The organism is Streptomyces sp. NPDC040718 (genome assembly GCF_055593565.1).
Genome location: NZ_JBVIXO010000004.1, coordinates 175,887 through 190,323, shown reverse-complemented (window position 1 = coordinate 190,323; position 14,437 = coordinate 175,887). Strand labels below are relative to the sequence as shown.

11 protein-coding genes are annotated in these 14,437 nt (G+C 74.5%); 4 read left to right on the top strand and 7 right to left on the bottom strand.

Annotation, left to right across the window (positions count from 1 at the left end; genetic code table 11):
- Positions 1-370: 370 nt before the first annotated feature.
- The 3 genes from ACZ597_RS12380 to ACZ597_RS12370 are packed head-to-tail and all read right to left on the bottom strand — an operon-like array spanning position 371 to position 3,650.
- Positions 371-805: a hypothetical protein gene (locus ACZ597_RS12380; protein WP_471328264.1), complete on the bottom strand. Its 435-nt coding sequence runs from the start codon at positions 803-805 to the stop codon at positions 371-373.
- Between the two features lie 56 nt (positions 806-861).
- The gene (locus ACZ597_RS12375) at positions 862-1,326 is read right to left on the bottom strand and encodes a PaaI family thioesterase (protein WP_471328262.1); all 465 of its coding nucleotides are present in this window, start codon (positions 1,324-1,326) and stop codon (positions 862-864) included.
- 53 nt (positions 1,327-1,379) lie between these two features.
- Entirely contained in the window at positions 1,380-3,650 is a 2,271-nt protein-coding gene (locus ACZ597_RS12370) for an FdhF/YdeP family oxidoreductase (RefSeq protein WP_471328875.1), read from the bottom strand.
- A 205-nt stretch (positions 3,651-3,855) separates the two neighbouring features.
- On the opposite strand from ACZ597_RS12370, the gene polA reads away from it, so the two are divergent.
- Entirely contained in the window at positions 3,856-6,576 is a 2,721-nt protein-coding gene (polA, locus tag ACZ597_RS12365) for a DNA polymerase I (RefSeq protein WP_471328260.1), read from the top strand.
- A gap of 40 nt (positions 6,577-6,616) precedes the next feature.
- Here polA and ACZ597_RS12360 read toward each other — a convergent pair whose 3' ends face one another.
- Entirely contained in the window at positions 6,617-7,483 is an 867-nt protein-coding gene (locus ACZ597_RS12360) for a DUF4184 family protein (RefSeq protein ID WP_471328258.1), read from the bottom strand.
- 146 nt (positions 7,484-7,629) lie between these two features.
- On the opposite strand from ACZ597_RS12360, the gene ACZ597_RS12355 reads away from it, so the two are divergent.
- Positions 7,630-8,874 carry a lytic transglycosylase domain-containing protein gene (locus ACZ597_RS12355; protein ID WP_471328256.1) on the top strand — a complete coding sequence of 415 codons (1,245 nt, stop codon included), beginning with the start codon at positions 7,630-7,632 and terminating at the stop codon, positions 8,872-8,874.
- A gap of 14 nt (positions 8,875-8,888) precedes the next feature.
- Here ACZ597_RS12355 and ACZ597_RS12350 read toward each other — a convergent pair whose 3' ends face one another.
- Positions 8,889-9,284 carry a DUF6234 family protein gene (locus tag ACZ597_RS12350; RefSeq protein ID WP_471328254.1) on the bottom strand — a complete coding sequence of 132 codons (396 nt, stop codon included), beginning with the start codon at positions 9,282-9,284 and terminating at the stop codon, positions 8,889-8,891.
- Between the two features lie 128 nt (positions 9,285-9,412).
- Here ACZ597_RS12350 and ACZ597_RS12345 point away from each other — a divergent pair, with 128 nt between their 5' ends.
- Positions 9,413-9,553: an SPW_0924 family protein gene (locus ACZ597_RS12345; RefSeq protein WP_471328252.1), complete on the top strand. Its 141-nt coding sequence runs from the start codon at positions 9,413-9,415 to the stop codon at positions 9,551-9,553.
- 13 nt (positions 9,554-9,566) lie between these two features.
- A complete protein-coding gene (pgfA, locus tag ACZ597_RS12340) occupies positions 9,567-10,538 on the top strand; it encodes a cell envelope lipid trafficking protein PgfA (protein ID WP_471328250.1) in 972 nt (323 codons plus the stop codon).
- Here pgfA and ACZ597_RS12335 read toward each other — a convergent pair.
- Positions 10,525-13,386 carry an ATP-dependent RNA helicase gene (locus ACZ597_RS12335; RefSeq protein WP_471328248.1) on the bottom strand — a complete coding sequence of 954 codons (2,862 nt, stop codon included), beginning with the start codon at positions 13,384-13,386 and terminating at the stop codon, positions 10,525-10,527. The two genes, pgfA and ACZ597_RS12335, sit on opposite strands and share 14 nt — an antisense overlap.
- 4 nt (positions 13,387-13,390) lie before the next feature.
- Entirely contained in the window at positions 13,391-14,221 is an 831-nt protein-coding gene (locus ACZ597_RS12330) for a class I SAM-dependent methyltransferase (protein ID WP_471328246.1), read from the bottom strand.
- Between the last annotated feature and the right edge of the window lie 216 nt (positions 14,222-14,437).

Sequence of the window (14,437 nt, the reverse complement as noted above, 5' to 3'; positions counted from 1 at the left end):
GTCACGCTCAGCGCCTGCGAGGGCTGGCCGATCCGCTCGACCGTGACGGCGGGGCCGACCGCCGTCCGCACACGCACAGTGAAGGCGAAGGCGGCGCCGTCGGGCGGCGGCTCCACCGGATCCCCGTACGCGAGGGACAGGGCCTGCGAGGGTGCGGGCGGGACCTCGGGCCGGGGCGGCTCGGGCCGTGTGGCGTATATGCGGGCGGCGGCCGCGACCAGTACGGCGGCCGACGCGACGGTGAGGACGGCCCTGCGGTGTCGGGCGTAGCGGGAGCGGATCCACTCCGCGCGGGGCGTACGCGGACCCCTGCGCGGGCCCTGGCCGTCCTCCGTGCCCTCCCCGGGTTCCACCGGGCCGATGCCGGCGCTCACTGCCAGGGCCCGCCCGTCGGGGTGCCCGAGCGGTGGCGCTCGGCGCAGCGGGCCTCCGCGTCGCGGGCGGCGCTCTCGCGGGCGGCCGCGGTGCCCTCGGTGCGCTGTTCGGCGCGGGCGGCTTGGAGGACGGCGCGCAGGATCTCGTTCTGGTCGCCGGACAGCCCCATGGACTGGTAGTCGAGGCCGACGGCGTCCTCGTCCTCGGCCGCGTCGAGGATCACCGTGGCCCAGTGGGTGACGAGGGTGGCGCAGAGGGCCTGGGGCGGGGTGGTGCGGGGCGCGGGGGCGGTGTGGGGCGCTCGGGTGGGTCCGGCGCAGCCGGACAGGAGGGCGGCGGTCAGGAGGGTGGCGGTGAGGGCGGCGGCGGCGAGGGGTGCCGTCGTCCCGTGTGTGGCCGTGGCGCCGCGGGGCGCCGGTCCGGATCCCATGCGGGAACGCTAGACCGGCGCCGGGGGCGGCACAACGGCTCGTACCGGCCGGGGTGTTAAGAGTCCGTGTCGCGCAGCAGGCAGGTGAGGCGGGCGGTGCAGACGCGGCGGTCCTGGTCGTCGGTGATCAGGATCTCGTAGGTGGCGGTGGAGCGGCCGCGGTGGACGGGGGTGGCGGTGCCGGTGACCTGGCCGTCCCGTACGCCGCGGTGGTGGGTGCAGTTGAGGTCGACGCCGACGGCGATCTTCTTGCTGCCGCCGTGCATCATGGCGCCGACGGAGCCGAGGGTCTCGGCGAGGACGGCGGAGGCGCCGCCGTGCAGGAGTCCGTAGGGCTGGGTGTTGCCCTTGACGGGCATGGTGGCGACGACGCGTTCTGCGGACGCCTCCAGGATGCGGATCTCCATGCGCTGCCCGAGGGCGCCCGCCGAGAAGAGGGCGGGCAGGTCTATGCCCAGGGCCGCGTACTCGTCGAGGACTTCCTGGGGGAACTTCACGGCGTGCTGCTGCTCGTCGGCCATGGGCCTGCTCCGTTCGTCAACGATCGTTAACCAGTGTGCCTGGGATCGTTCTATCAGGCCGGTTCGAAGCGGATGACGACGGACTTGCTGGCGGGGGTGTTGCTGGTGTCGGCGGTGGAGTCGAGGGGGACCAGGACGTTGGTCTCGGGGTAGTAGGCGGCGGCGCAGCCGCGTGCGGTGGGGTAGTGGACGACGCGGAAGCCGGGGGCGCGGCGTTCGACGCCGTCCTTCCATTCGCCGACGAGGTCGGTGTAGGCGCCGTCGGCGAGGCCGAGCTCGGCGGCGTCCTGGGGGTTGACCAGGACGACGCGGCGGCCGCCGGTGATGCCGCGGTAGCGGTCGTCGAGGCCGTAGATGGTGGTGTTGTACTGGTCGTGGCTGCGCAGGGTCTGCAGGAGGAGCCGGCCGGCGGGCACCTCGGGGTACTCGACGGGGGCGGCGGTGAAGTTGGCCTTGCCGGTCCTGGTGGGGAAGCGGCGTTCGTCGCGGGGGCCGTGGGGGAGCCGGAAGCCTTCGGGGCGGGCGGCGCGGGCGTTGAAGTCCTCGAAGCCGGGGACGACGCGGGCGATGCGGTCGCGGATGGCCGCGTAGTCGTTCTCGAACTCCTCCCAGGGGGTCTTGGAGGCGGTGCCGAGGACGGCGCGGGCCATGCGGGCGACGATGGCGGGCTCGGAGAGGAGGTGGGGGGAGGCGGGTGCGAGGTTGCCGCGGGAGGAGTGGACCATGCCCATGGAGTCCTCGACGGTGACGAACTGGCGTCCGCTCTTCTGGACGTCCTTGTCGGTGCGGCCGAGGGTGGGCAGGATCAGGGCGCGCCGGCCGGTGACCGCGTGGGAGCGGTTGAGTTTGGTGGAGACGTGGACGGTGAGGGAGGCGCGGCGGATCGCGGCCTCGGTGACGTCGGTGTCGGGGGTGGCTCCGACGAAGTTGCCGCCCATGGCGAAGAGGACCTTGGCCTTGCCGTCGCGCAGGGCCTCGATGGAGCGGACCACGTCGTAGCCGTGCTCGCGGGGCGAGGTGATGCCGAATTCCTCGTCGAGGGCGTCGAGGAAGGCGGGGGCGGGGCGTTCGAAGATGCCCATGGTGCGGTCGCCCTGGACGTTGGAGTGGCCGCGGACGGGGCAGACGCCGGCGCCGGGGCGGCCGATGTTGCCGCGGAGCAGGAGGAGGTTGACGACCTCGCGGATGGTGGCGACGGAGTGCTTGTGCTGGGTGAGGCCCATGGCCCAGCAGATGATGGTGCGCTTCGAGGCCAGGATCATGGCCAGGGCGTGTTCGATCTCGGGGCGGGTGAGGCCGGTGGCGGTGAGGGCCTCGTCCCAGTCCGCGTCCTCGGCGGCGGCGGCGAGGGCTTCGTAGCCGTGGGTGTGCTCGCGGATGAAGTCCTCGTCGAGGGCACCGTCGGTCTCGATGACGAGCTTGTTGAGGAGGCGGAAGAGGGCCTGGTCGCCGCCGATGCGGATCTGCAGGAAGAGGTCGTTGAGGGGGGTGCCCTTGAGCATGCCGAGCGGGGTCTGGGGGTTCTTGAACCGTTCCATGCCGGCTTCGGGCAGCGGGTTCACCGAGATGATCTTCGCGCCGGATTCCTTGGCCTTCTCCAGCGCGGAGAGCATGCGGGGGTGGTTGGTGCCGGGGTTCTGGCCGGCGACGATGATCAGGTCGGCGCGGTGGAGGTCTTCGAGGGAGACGCTGCCCTTGCCGATGCCGATGGTCTCGCTGAGCGCGGAGCCGGAGGACTCGTGGCACATGTTGGAGCAGTCCGGCAGGTTGTTGGTGCCGAATTCGCGGGCGAAGAGCTGGAAGAGGAACGCGGCCTCGTTGCTGGTACGGCCGGAGGTGTAGAAGAGGGCCTCGTCGGGGGAGGCGAGGGCGCCGAGCTCCTCCGCGATGATCTCGAAGGCCCTCTTCCAGCTGACGGGCTCGTACCGGTCGGCGCCTTCGGGCAGGTACATCGGCTGGGTGATGCGGCCCTGCTGGCCGAGCCAGTAGCCGCTGCGGGCGGCGAGCTCGGGGAGCGGGTGGGCGGCGAAGAAGTCAGGGGTGACGCGGCGCAGCGTGGCCTCTTCGGCGACGGCCTTGGCGCCGTTCTCGCAGAACTCGGCGGTGTGCCGCTTGTCGCCCTCGGGCCAGGCGCAGCCGGGGCAGTCGAAGCCGTTCTTCTGGTTGACCTTGAGGAGGGTCCGGGCGGTGCGGGCCAGGCCCATCTGCTCGTTCGCGATCTTCAGGGTGTGCGCGATGGCGGGGAGTCCCGCCGCGGCGTGCTGGGGCGGGGTGACCTGGGGTGCGTCCTGCACGGGGTCGCCAGTGGGCGGCTTGGTCGCCATCGCGCTCTCCTTCGAGCGTACGTACGGGTGCAGCAGGTCCTGCCGCGTCACTCGATCCTTGCACGGCCGCGGAGGAGGCGGGGAGGGCGGACCGGTCCTCCCGCCGCCGGGCGCGGCGGCGCGGGCTGCGGGCGGCCGGGCAGTCCCGGGCCCGCTGCGGCCGCCCGCGCCGGAATTGTCAGCGGGGAGCCCTAGGATCGGGGGCGTGGCAGAGACAGCATCGAAGAAGACCGACCAGCCGACCGCAGCGGACCGCCCCCGCCTGATGCTCATGGACGGGCACTCCCTGGCCTACCGGGCGTTCTTCGCGCTGCCCGCGGAGAACTTCACCACGGCCACGGGCCAGCCGACCAATGCCATCTACGGCTTCGCGTCGATGCTGGCGAACACGCTGCGTGACGAGGCGCCGACGCACTTCGCGGTGGCGTTCGACGTGTCCCGCAAGACGTGGCGCACGACGGAGTTCCCCGAGTACAAGGCGAACCGCTCGAAGACCCCGGACGAGTTCAAGGGGCAGGTCGAGCTGATCGGCGAGCTGCTCGACGCGATGAAGGTGCCGCGGTTCGCGGTGGACGGCTTCGAGGCCGACGACGTGATCGCCACGCTGGCGACGCAGGCCGAGGCCCTCGGGTTCGACGTGCTGATCGTCACCGGTGACCGGGACTCCTTCCAGCTGGTCTCCGAGCACACCACGGTGCTGTACCCGACGAAGGGCGTCTCCGAGCTGACCCGGTTCACGCCGGAGAAGGTCGAGGAGAAGTACGGGCTGACCCCGCAGCAGTACCCGGACTTCGCGGCGCTGCGCGGCGACCCGTCGGACAACCTCCCGGGCATCCCGGGCGTCGGCGAGAAGACCGCCGCCAAGTGGATCACCCAGTTCGGGTCGTTCGCGGAGCTGGTGGAGCGGGCCGACGAGGTCAAGGGCAAGGCCGGGCAGAACTTCCGGGACCACCTGGAGGCCGTGAAGCTCAACCGGGTGCTGACCGAGATGGTCAAGGACGTGGAGCTGCCCAGGACCCCGGCCGACCTGGCCCGCGCCCCGTACGACCGCACCGCGGTCACCGGGGTGCTGGACGTGCTGGAGATCCGCAACGCCTCGCTGCGCGAGCGGCTGCTGGCCGTGGACCCGGGTTCGGCCGAGGCGGAGGCCCCGGCTCCGGCGGCGGGTGTGGAGCTGGACGGGTCGGTGCTGGGCGCGGGCGAGCTCGCGCCGTGGCTCCAGGAGCACGCGGGCGGCCCGCTGGGCGTGTCCACCGTCGACAGCTGGATGCTGGGCACGGGGAACGTCAGCGAGATCGCGCTGGCCTCGGCGGGCGGAGCGGCCGCCTGGTTCGAGCCGTCCGCCCTGGACGAGGCCGACGAGCGGGCCTTCGCCGCGTGGGCGGCCGACGCGGCCCGCCCCAAGGTGGTGCACAACGCCAAGGGCCTGATGCGGGTCTTCCCCGAGCACGGCTGGACCCTGGCGGGCGTCACCATGGACACCGCGCTCGCCGCCTACCTGGTCAAGCCGGGCCGGCGCTCCTTCGCGCTGGACGTGCTGTCCGTGGAGTACCTGGGCCGTGAGCTCCAGCCGCCGGCCGCCGACGGCCAGCTCGCCTTCGGCGCCGACGACACCGCCGAGGCGGACGCGCTGATGGCGCAGGCCCGCGCGGTCCTGGACCTGGGCGACGCCTTCACCGCGAAGCTGCCCGAGGTCGGCGCCGTCGAGCTGCTCCACGAGATGGAGCTGCCCACCTCCGAGCTGCTGGCCCGGCTGGAGCGGGCGGGCATCGCAGCCGACCGCGACCACATGGAGGGCATGGAGCAGCAGTTCGCGGGCGCCGTGCAGCAGGCGGTGAAGGAGGCGCACGCGGCGGTCGGCCACGAGTTCAACCTCGGCTCGCCCAAGCAGCTCCAGGAGGTGTTCTTCGGCGAGCTGGACCTGCCCAAGACGAAGAAGACCAAGACCGGCTACACCACGGACGCGGACGCGCTGGCCTGGCTGGCCACGCAGACCGACCACGAACTGCCGGTGATCATGCTGCGGCACCGGGAGCAGGCCAAGCTGCGGGTGACCGTCGAGGGCCTGGTCAAGTCGATCGCCGCCGACGGCCGGGTGCACACCAGCTTCAGCCAGACCACCGCGGCCACGGGCCGGCTCTCCTCCACCGACCCCAACCTGCAGAACGTGCCGGTGCGCACCGACGAGGGCCGGGCCATCCGCCGCGGCTTCGTCGTCGGCGAGGGCTACGAGTCCCTGATGACGGCCGACTACAGCCAGATCGAGCTGCGCGTGATGGCGCACCTCTCCGAGGACGAGGGCCTGATCGAGGCGTTCCTGTCCGGTGAGGACCTGCACACCACCGTCGCCTCGCAGGTGTTCGGCGTGGAGCGCTCCCAGGTCGACGCCGAGATGCGCCGCAAGATCAAGGCCATGTCCTACGGTCTGGCGTACGGGCTGTCCGCGTTCGGCCTGGCCCAGCAGCTGAACATCGAGCCGGCCGAGGCGCGCGGGCTGATGGAGACGTTCTTCGAGCGGTTCGGCGGGGTCCGCGAGTACCTCCAGCGCGTGGTGGACGAGGCCCGGGCGACCGGCTACACGGCGACGGTGTTCGGCCGTCGGCGCTACCTGCCGGACCTCAACAGCGACAACCGCCAGCGCCGTGAGGCCGCCGAGCGGATGGCGCTGAACGCCCCGATCCAGGGGACCGCCGCCGACATCGTCAAGGTGGCCATGCTGCGCGTGGACAAGGCCCTCGCCGAGGCCGGGCTGAAGTCGCGGATGCTGCTCCAGGTCCACGACGAAATCGTCCTGGAGATCGCCCCCGGTGAGCGGGAGCGGGTCGAGGAGCTGGTGCGCCGGGAGATGGGCGCGGCCGTCGAGCTGCGGGCCCCGCTGGACGTGTCGGTGGGCGTCGGCGGCGACTGGGAGTCCGCCGCGCACTGACGTTCCCCCGCCGTACCCGGACGCCCGTCCCCCGCCCGCCTCAGGCGGTGGGGACGGGCGTCCGCGCGTCCAGGTCCGGGCGGCTGGGCCGGTCCCGGTCCCGGTCGCGGCGGTGGCGCAGCCGTACGAGGGCCCCGTACAGCAGCAGTCCGACGGCGAGCCCGCCGCCCGCGCCGAAGCAGACGGTCGGGATGATGTCGAGCGGCGTGCGGACGCGGTCGTAGAAGGTGTAGAAGCGGATCACCCGCAGGGTGATCCCGACGGCCGCGCAGCCGGCGATCAGGGCGGCGGCACCCCACCGCTCCGCCCGGCCGAGGACCGGTACGGAGGCGGGCGCGGGCCCGGCCGGCAGCCGGCGCAGGCCGCTCACGGTGAACCAGAGCAGTGCGCAGGCGGCCACAGCCGAGGAACCGTACTGGAGGTAGGAGTAGAGGGGCAGGCCGAAGGCGAGCGGGTCACCGAGCCACGGCAGTGCGTCCGTCCCCCAGCGGTCCAGGTGCGTGAAGCTGTCCCACACCACGTGGGTGAGGGAGCCGGCCACCGCCGAGAGGTAGAACCACAGGGCGAGCCCGGCCGTCGGGCGTCCCCGCCAGTGCTCACCCCGGACGAAGGCGTGCACCCGGCCCCGCCGGTTCCGCGGCAGGAGCGCGACGAGCGGCTCGCGCAGCAGCAGCCAGCACGCCGCGAGGAGCGCCGTCAGGACGGCGTCCACGGTGGCCACTCCGAGCAGGGAGTGCGCGAAGCGGCCGTACCCCATCACACCGTTCACGACCGCGTCCGCGAAGTAGAACGTGTCCGGGGCGAACGACCCGAGCACGAGCGCCGAGGCGACCAGCGGCCCCCTCGCCCGCCCCGTCCGGCGTATGGCCGGAAGTACGGCGGTCGCATGGCTGAGAGTGAACGGCACGGGGGCTCCTAGGGCGTTCGGGGTCCGGACAGTATGCGTGAGCTGCGAGGGAACGTGGGGATGTGGTGAATTTCCGCGACGCATCGCGTGCCCTGTGCAGAGAGCTGACGTAGGGTCACGCGGACGTCTAGGGGAGGGGACCCGTCATGTCGGCACGAATATTCGGACGCGGCCTGCGCAGGGGCGCGGCCGCGGCTCTGGTCTCGGCACTGGTGGCCGCCGCCATGACGGCGTCACAGGCCCCGGCCGGCGCCGACGAGGAGCGGACGGCGGCGGCCGGCGAGGAGGCCGCGAAGCCGGTGGCCGCGGGCTCCGGAGGGGACTCCTCCTACATCACCGAACTGCCGCCCCTCGTAAGCCCCCAGCCACCCGCGGTGGTCCTGCCGGACGGCCAGACGGGCGCCCCGGTGCAGCCGGAGGCCACGCCCACGCCCTCGCCGGCCGCGGTGCCGGCGGCGGTCCAGCCGGTGGTGGAGGGCGCACAGGGGATACCGGCGAGCGTGTTCGCCGCGTACCGGGCGGCCGAGCAGCGGGTCGCGGCGAGCGATCCCGGCTGCGGGCTGCGCTGGCAGCTGCTCGCGGCGATCGGCAAGGTCGAGTCCGGGCAGGCTCGCGGCGGGCAGGTGGACGCCGCCGGGACCACCCTGCGCCCCATCCTCGGCCCCGTGCTCGACGGGAACGGCTTCGCGAACATCTCCGACACCGACGGCGGGGCCTTCGACGGCGACGCCCGCTACGACCGGGCCGTCGGGCCGATGCAGTTCATCCCGTCCACCTGGGCGGCCTGGGGCCAGGACGCGAACGGCGACGGGCGGCGCGACCCGAACAACGTCCACGACGCCGCGCTGGCGGCCGGCCGCTACCTCTGCGCGGGCAGCCGGGACCTGCGGACGGGGGTGGGCCTGGACCGGGCCGTGCTGTCGTACAACCAGTCCGCGGAGTACCTGCGGACGGTGCGGTCCTGGTTCACGTACTACCTCCAAGGCGCGCACGAGGTCCCGGACGCGGGCGGCACCGGTGCCGGTACGGGCGCCGGTACCCCGGCGGGCCCCCGGCCGTCGGACCCGAAGCCCTCACCGAAGCCGACCCCGACGCCGACCCCGTCCCCGTCCCCCAAGCCCACCCCGACCCCCACCCCGGCCCCCACGCCGACGCCGACGCCGAGTCCGTCGACGACGCCGAGCCCCACCCCCACGCCGAAGCCGACCCCCACGCCGACCCCGAAGCCGACCCCCACCCCGACCCCGAAGCCGTCGTCGACGTCGAGCCCGACCCCCGCGCCGTCCCCGACCACCACCCCGAAGACCGGCCCGTCGGCCGCCCCGACCCCGACCGGGACCCCGACCGGGACCCCGCCGGCGCCCAAGCCGAGCCCCGGCACGGCCCGTTAGACGGGCGGTCCCGCTCAGCCGTTGCACCAGGGCGCCGACGGAGACTGACGGCACGGGCTCGGCGGCACCGGCCTGTCCTCGTGCACCTGGTAGGCCGCCCCCATGACGATCGCCGTCACCGTGGCCATCGCCATGACGCCCTGGGTCACCGACGTCACCCCGGCGCCCCGCCGGGCCGCCCGCAGCGCCACCCGGGCCATCAGTGCCGCCAGCACCCCGGCGGCCACCAGGTACCCCCACACCGGGTGGGGCTCCGCCTCCGTCGTCGGGTCGAAGTCCAGCCCGGTGAGCACCCGCACGAGGAAGACCCCGGCGAGCGCGACCAGTTCGAGGACGATCAGTCCCACCGCCCCGGCGATGTCGGCGCCCAGGTCCCCGTGCCGCTCCGGGGCGGCGGTCGTCGTGCTCATGTCCGCCAGCCTGCCCGCGGCCGACGGCCCGGACATGAGTACGCGTACTCAACCGGACGGTTCTCATCTCACCCCCGCGTTGCTACGGTACGCCTCCCTGACGACCCATCAGATTCGGAGGCTCCGCCGTGCGCGCACTCACCGCCGCCGCCGTCGGGCTGGCCGCCGCGCTGGCCCTCGTCCTCGCCGCAACGGCCGCCGGGGTGCCGGAGGGCAAGACCTCGCCCAGACCGCTGCTCACCACCGCGCCCGCCGCGCCCGGAAAGTAGAGGAGGCCCGGCCGTGCGACGCAGAGCGAGCCTCGTACTGCTTGCCCTGGCCGTGTTCTGCGCAGCCCTCGCACCACTGCTGCGCTGGTACGCGTACCCCCGGCTCGCCAAGATCCCGGCCGGCCAGTACCAGGAGATGGTCCTGGAGGCCAAGGACGCCACCCTCCTCGACTACGCGGGCGGCATGCAGCCCAAGAAGGTCGACAAGGTCACCATCGTGCAGACCCTCAAGGGCAACGTCGAGGCGTCGAAGGAGATCGAGGCCGACGCCGGCAAGGACGTCGTCGTCTGGGACACGCTCTCCTACATCATCGGGCCCGACGGCAAGATGGTCTCCCAGATCCCCGAGCGCTACATCTTCGACGCCCACACCCAGGACCCGGTGCACGCCACCGGCGAGACGGTCGACGGGGACCCGGTCAAACGCGAGGGCATCGAGTTCAAATGGCCCTTCTTCACCGAGCCGCGCGACTACCTCTACTTCGACGCGCAGACCCGCACCTCCTCGCCGATCCACTACGTCGGCCCGCGCACCCACCGGGGCATGGACGTCTACTACTTCGAGCAGACCGTCCCCTGGACCAAGGTCCCCATGCCGAAGAAGATGCCGATCGAGGGCATCGACCCCGCCACCATCGAACAGACCACCGGCACCACCCTCTGGTACACGGTCAAGGCCAGGTTCTGGGTCGACCCCGTCACCGGCGCGCCCGTCAACGCCGAACAGGACATCCAGCAGGAGATGCGAGGCGGGATCGCGGCCGGAGCCCCCGACGGCAAGCTGACCGCCTTCGCCGGACACGTCACCATGCGCGAGGACTACGCGAAGCACACCCTCGACCTCGTCTCCGCAAACCGTACGAAGGTCCTCGCACTGCACACCTACGCCCCGGCCGGCCTCGCCCTGGCCGGCCTGGCGCTGCTCGCCGCCGCCCTCTGGCTGGAGGCCCGGGGACGGCGCACAGCGCAGGTCACCGCCCCCTGAGCCGGGCGTTGGTGTGCCGGGTGGGCTCGGCCGTCGCCGGGTCCTCCGGCCACGGGTGCTTCGGGTAGCGGCCGCGCAGCTCCGCCCGGACGGCCCGGTATCCGCCCTGCCAGAAGGAGGCCAGGTCGGCCGTGACGGCGGCCGGGCGGCCCGCCGGCGACAGCAGGTGCACGAGTACGGGAACCCCCGCCACCCGGGGCGTCTCGGCCAGCCCGAACAGCTCCTGGAGCTTCACCGCCAGCACCGGCTGCCCGCCCGCGTAGTCCACGCGGATCCGGGACCCGCTGGGCACCTCGATCCGCTCCGGCGCCAGCTCGTCGAGCCGGGCCGCCTCACCGGTGGCCCAGGGCAGCAGCCGGTTCAGGGCCTGCCCCGCGTCGATCCGCCCCAGGTCGGCGCGGCGGCGGGCCCGCGACAGCTCCGGCTCCAGCCAGTCCCCGGCCCGCTCCAGCAGCGCCGCGTCGTCCGACACGTCCGGCCAGGCGCCGCCGAGCGTACGGTGCAGGAACCCCAGCCGGGCCCGCAGCGCCACCGCGTCCGGCGACCAGCGCAGCAGGGCCGGCCCCTCGGCGCGCAGCCCGTCCAGCAGGGCGGCCCGCACCAGGTCCGGGGCCGGGTCGCGCAGCGGGCGGGCCACCAGCTCGACCGCCCCGAGCCGCTCGACGGCGCGGGCGACCACGTCGCCGTCCTCCCAGCGCACCTCCTCGCCGGAGGCGTACAGGTGCGCGGCGGCGGCCCGGGCGGTGTCCTCGTCGAGGACCGCCGCCAGCCGGACCCGGGCGGACGCCGAGTGCGGGGCCCGGTCGGCGACGGCCACCGCCAGCCAGGGCGCGTTCCGCAGCGGCGACCCCTCGCCGACCTCGGCGGCGGTCCCGCCGGCCATGAGGAAGGCCCCCGTGCCCTTGGCCCGTGCCACCCGCTCGGGGAACGCGAGCGCGGCCACCAGCGCGGCGGCGTGGTCATCCGCCCCGGGGGCGGGGCCCGTCGCCGGGGCACCGGTGCCCGGGGCGCGGGCCGGGGCGGCGGTCGGGGAAGCGGAGGCGGGGCGGCCGCCGGGGGAGAGTTCCCCTACCCGCCCTTCGCCCGTTCCCCGGGCTGCGCCCGGACCCCCTCCGGGGGCTCCGCCCCCAGCCCCCCGCGCCTCGAACGCCTGCGAGGCTGGATGTGCCCCTCCGTCGTCCGCAGCACGCTCGCGGGACGATTCCAGCCCCTCCGGCGTTTGAGGAGCGGGGTCCGCGGCGGAGCCCCGGGGGGTCGGGCGCGCAGCGCCCGACGGGCGGCGGCCGGGGTCGCAAGCCCCGGTTTCGGGAAGGGGCGGGGTGGGGGAGAGCCCCCGCGCAGCGGCGTCACCGGACAGCGACCGCTCCAGGCGGGCCGTCTCCGCCCGCCAGCGCCCCGCGTACGGATCGTCCCCGCGCCGCGCCCGGCGCCACGCGGCGGCCAGGTCGTCCCCGTACTCCCGCGGCGGCTCCTCACTCAGCAGCGCCACCACCTCCGCCGCCCGCCGGGCACCCAGCGCGGCGGACCCGTCCAGCAGGGCCCGCGCCAGCCGCGGGTGCAGCCCCAGCCGGGCCATCCGCAGCCCGCGCGGCGTCGGCCGCCCGGCCGCGTCCACCGCGCCGACGGCCGTCAGCACCTCCCGCGCCGCGGCCATGGCACCGGCCGGCGGCGCGTCCAGCAGCGCGAGCCCCGAGGCGTCCGGGTCGCCCCAGCAGGCGGCCTGGAGGGCGAAGGGCGCCAGGTCCGCGATCCGGATCTCGGGGGAGGGGAACGCGGGCAGCCGCCCGTCCTCCGCCTCGGCCCAGCACCGGTACACCACGCCCGGCGCCTCCCGCCCGGCCCGGCCCGCCCGCTGGCGGCCCGCCGCACGGGAAGCCCGTACCGTCGCCAGCGCGCCCAGCCCCCGGGCGTGGTCCACCCGGGGCTCGCGGGCCAGCCCGGAGTCCACGACCACCCGTACGCCCGGCACGGTCAGGCTCGACTCCGCCACGGCCGTCGACAGGATCACCCGGCGGTGCTCCGAGGCGGTCAGCGCCGCGTCCTGCACCGCGGCAGGCGCCCGGCCGTGGACCTGGAGCACCTCGGCGTCCACCCCGCCCAGCTGCCCGGCCACCCGGGCGATCTCGCCGACGCCGGGCAGGAAGCACAGCACGTCGCCGGAACGTTCCGCCAGGGCCCGGCGCACCACCGCCGCCACGTGCGCCAGCTGCGCCGGATCCACCCGCATCCCGTGCGGCGGCCGCACCGGCCGGGCCGGCGGCGCCCACACCGTCTCCACCGGGTACGCGACCCCGGCCGCCTCCACCACCGGCGCGTCCCCCAGCAGCCGGGCCCAGCCGGCCGCGTCGGTCGTCGCCGAGGCCGCCACCAGGCGCAGCTCCGGGCGCAGGGTCTCGCGGACGTCCAGCAGGAACGCGGCGACGGTGTCGGCGTCCAGGTGCCGCTCGTGGCACTCGTCCAGCACCACCACGTCCACCCCGGCCAGCTCCTGGTCGCGCTGGAGGCGCTGGAGCAGCACCCCCGTGGTCACCACCTCCACGGCCGTGTCCCGGCCCGCGACGCGCTCCCCGCGCACCGTGAAGCCCACCGAGCCGCCGACGGCCTCGCCCAGCAGCCACGCCATCCGCCGCGCCGCCGCGCGGGCGGCGATCCGGCGGGGCTCGGCGACGACCACCCGCCGCCGCGGGCCCCCGCCCACCAGTCCGGCGAGTACGAGCGGCACGAGCGTGGTCTTGCCGGTGCCGGGCGGGGCGCACAGCACGGCCGTGCCGTGGGCGTCCAGCGCCGAGACGAGCGCGGGCACGGCCTCCCGCACGGGGAGGGAGTCGAGGACGGCCTGGCGGATCAAGCGATCAGTCCCTCTCGCACACGAAGATCGCGGTGCCCGGGATCAGGTTGCCGCGCAGCGGGGACCAGCCGCCCCACTCCTGGCCGTTCCACTCCGGCCACTCCGGCTCCACCAGGTCCAGCAGGCGGAAGCCGCCCGAGACCACGTCGCGGACCCGGTCGCCGATCGTGCGGTGGTGCTCGACGTAGACCGCGCGGCCCTGCTCGTCCTGCTCGACGTACGGGGTGCGGTCGAAGTAGGAGGCGGAGACGGACAGCCCGTCGGGGCCGGGCTCGTCGGGGAAGGCCCAGCGGATCGGGTGGGTGACGGAGAAGACCCAGCGGCCGCCGGGACGCAGGACGCGCCGCACCTCGCGCATGACGTTCACCGGGTCGGCGACGAAGGGGACCGCCCCGTACGCGGAGCAGGCGAGGTCGAAGGAGCCGTCGCGGAAGGGCAGCCGGCCGGCGTCGGCCTCGACGAGGGGGACGTCCCCGCCGATCCGGAGGGCGTGCTGGAGCTGGCGGTGGGAGAGGTCCAGGGCCACCGGGCAGGCGCCCTGCGCCGCGAGCCAGCGCGAGCACTGGGCGGCGCCGGCGCCGATCTCCAGGACGACCTTGCCCTTGAGGGAGGCGGCGGGGCCCAGCAGCGCGGCCTCGGCCTCGTCCAGGCCCTCGGGGCCCCAGACGAAGCGGTCGTCGCCGAGGAAGGCGCCGTGCTCGCTCTGGTACTCGTCGGCGTTGCGGTCCCACCAGCCGCGGCTGGCCCGGCTGCTCTCCGCCTCGCCGGCGTCGCGCCGGGTGGCCTCGGCGTCGTCCTCGGCGTCGGTTTCGGGGGCGTAGTCCTCTTGGTTCATGGGGCCCGTCGTCGTAGTCTGCGGATGGCTCGGTGGTCCGGGTGGCCGGAAAACTCGTGCGGAGCGCTCATCACCGCGTCTCCGCCCACGAATTGCGCCGGTTATGCGGTGATCTGCCCGCGGTATGCGCCTTCGCGCATTGACCCTGTCCGGCTGCCCCCGTATGCTACAAGTTGCGCTGCGAGCCTGTGCTCCTCAGACCTAGCAGGCTGCGCT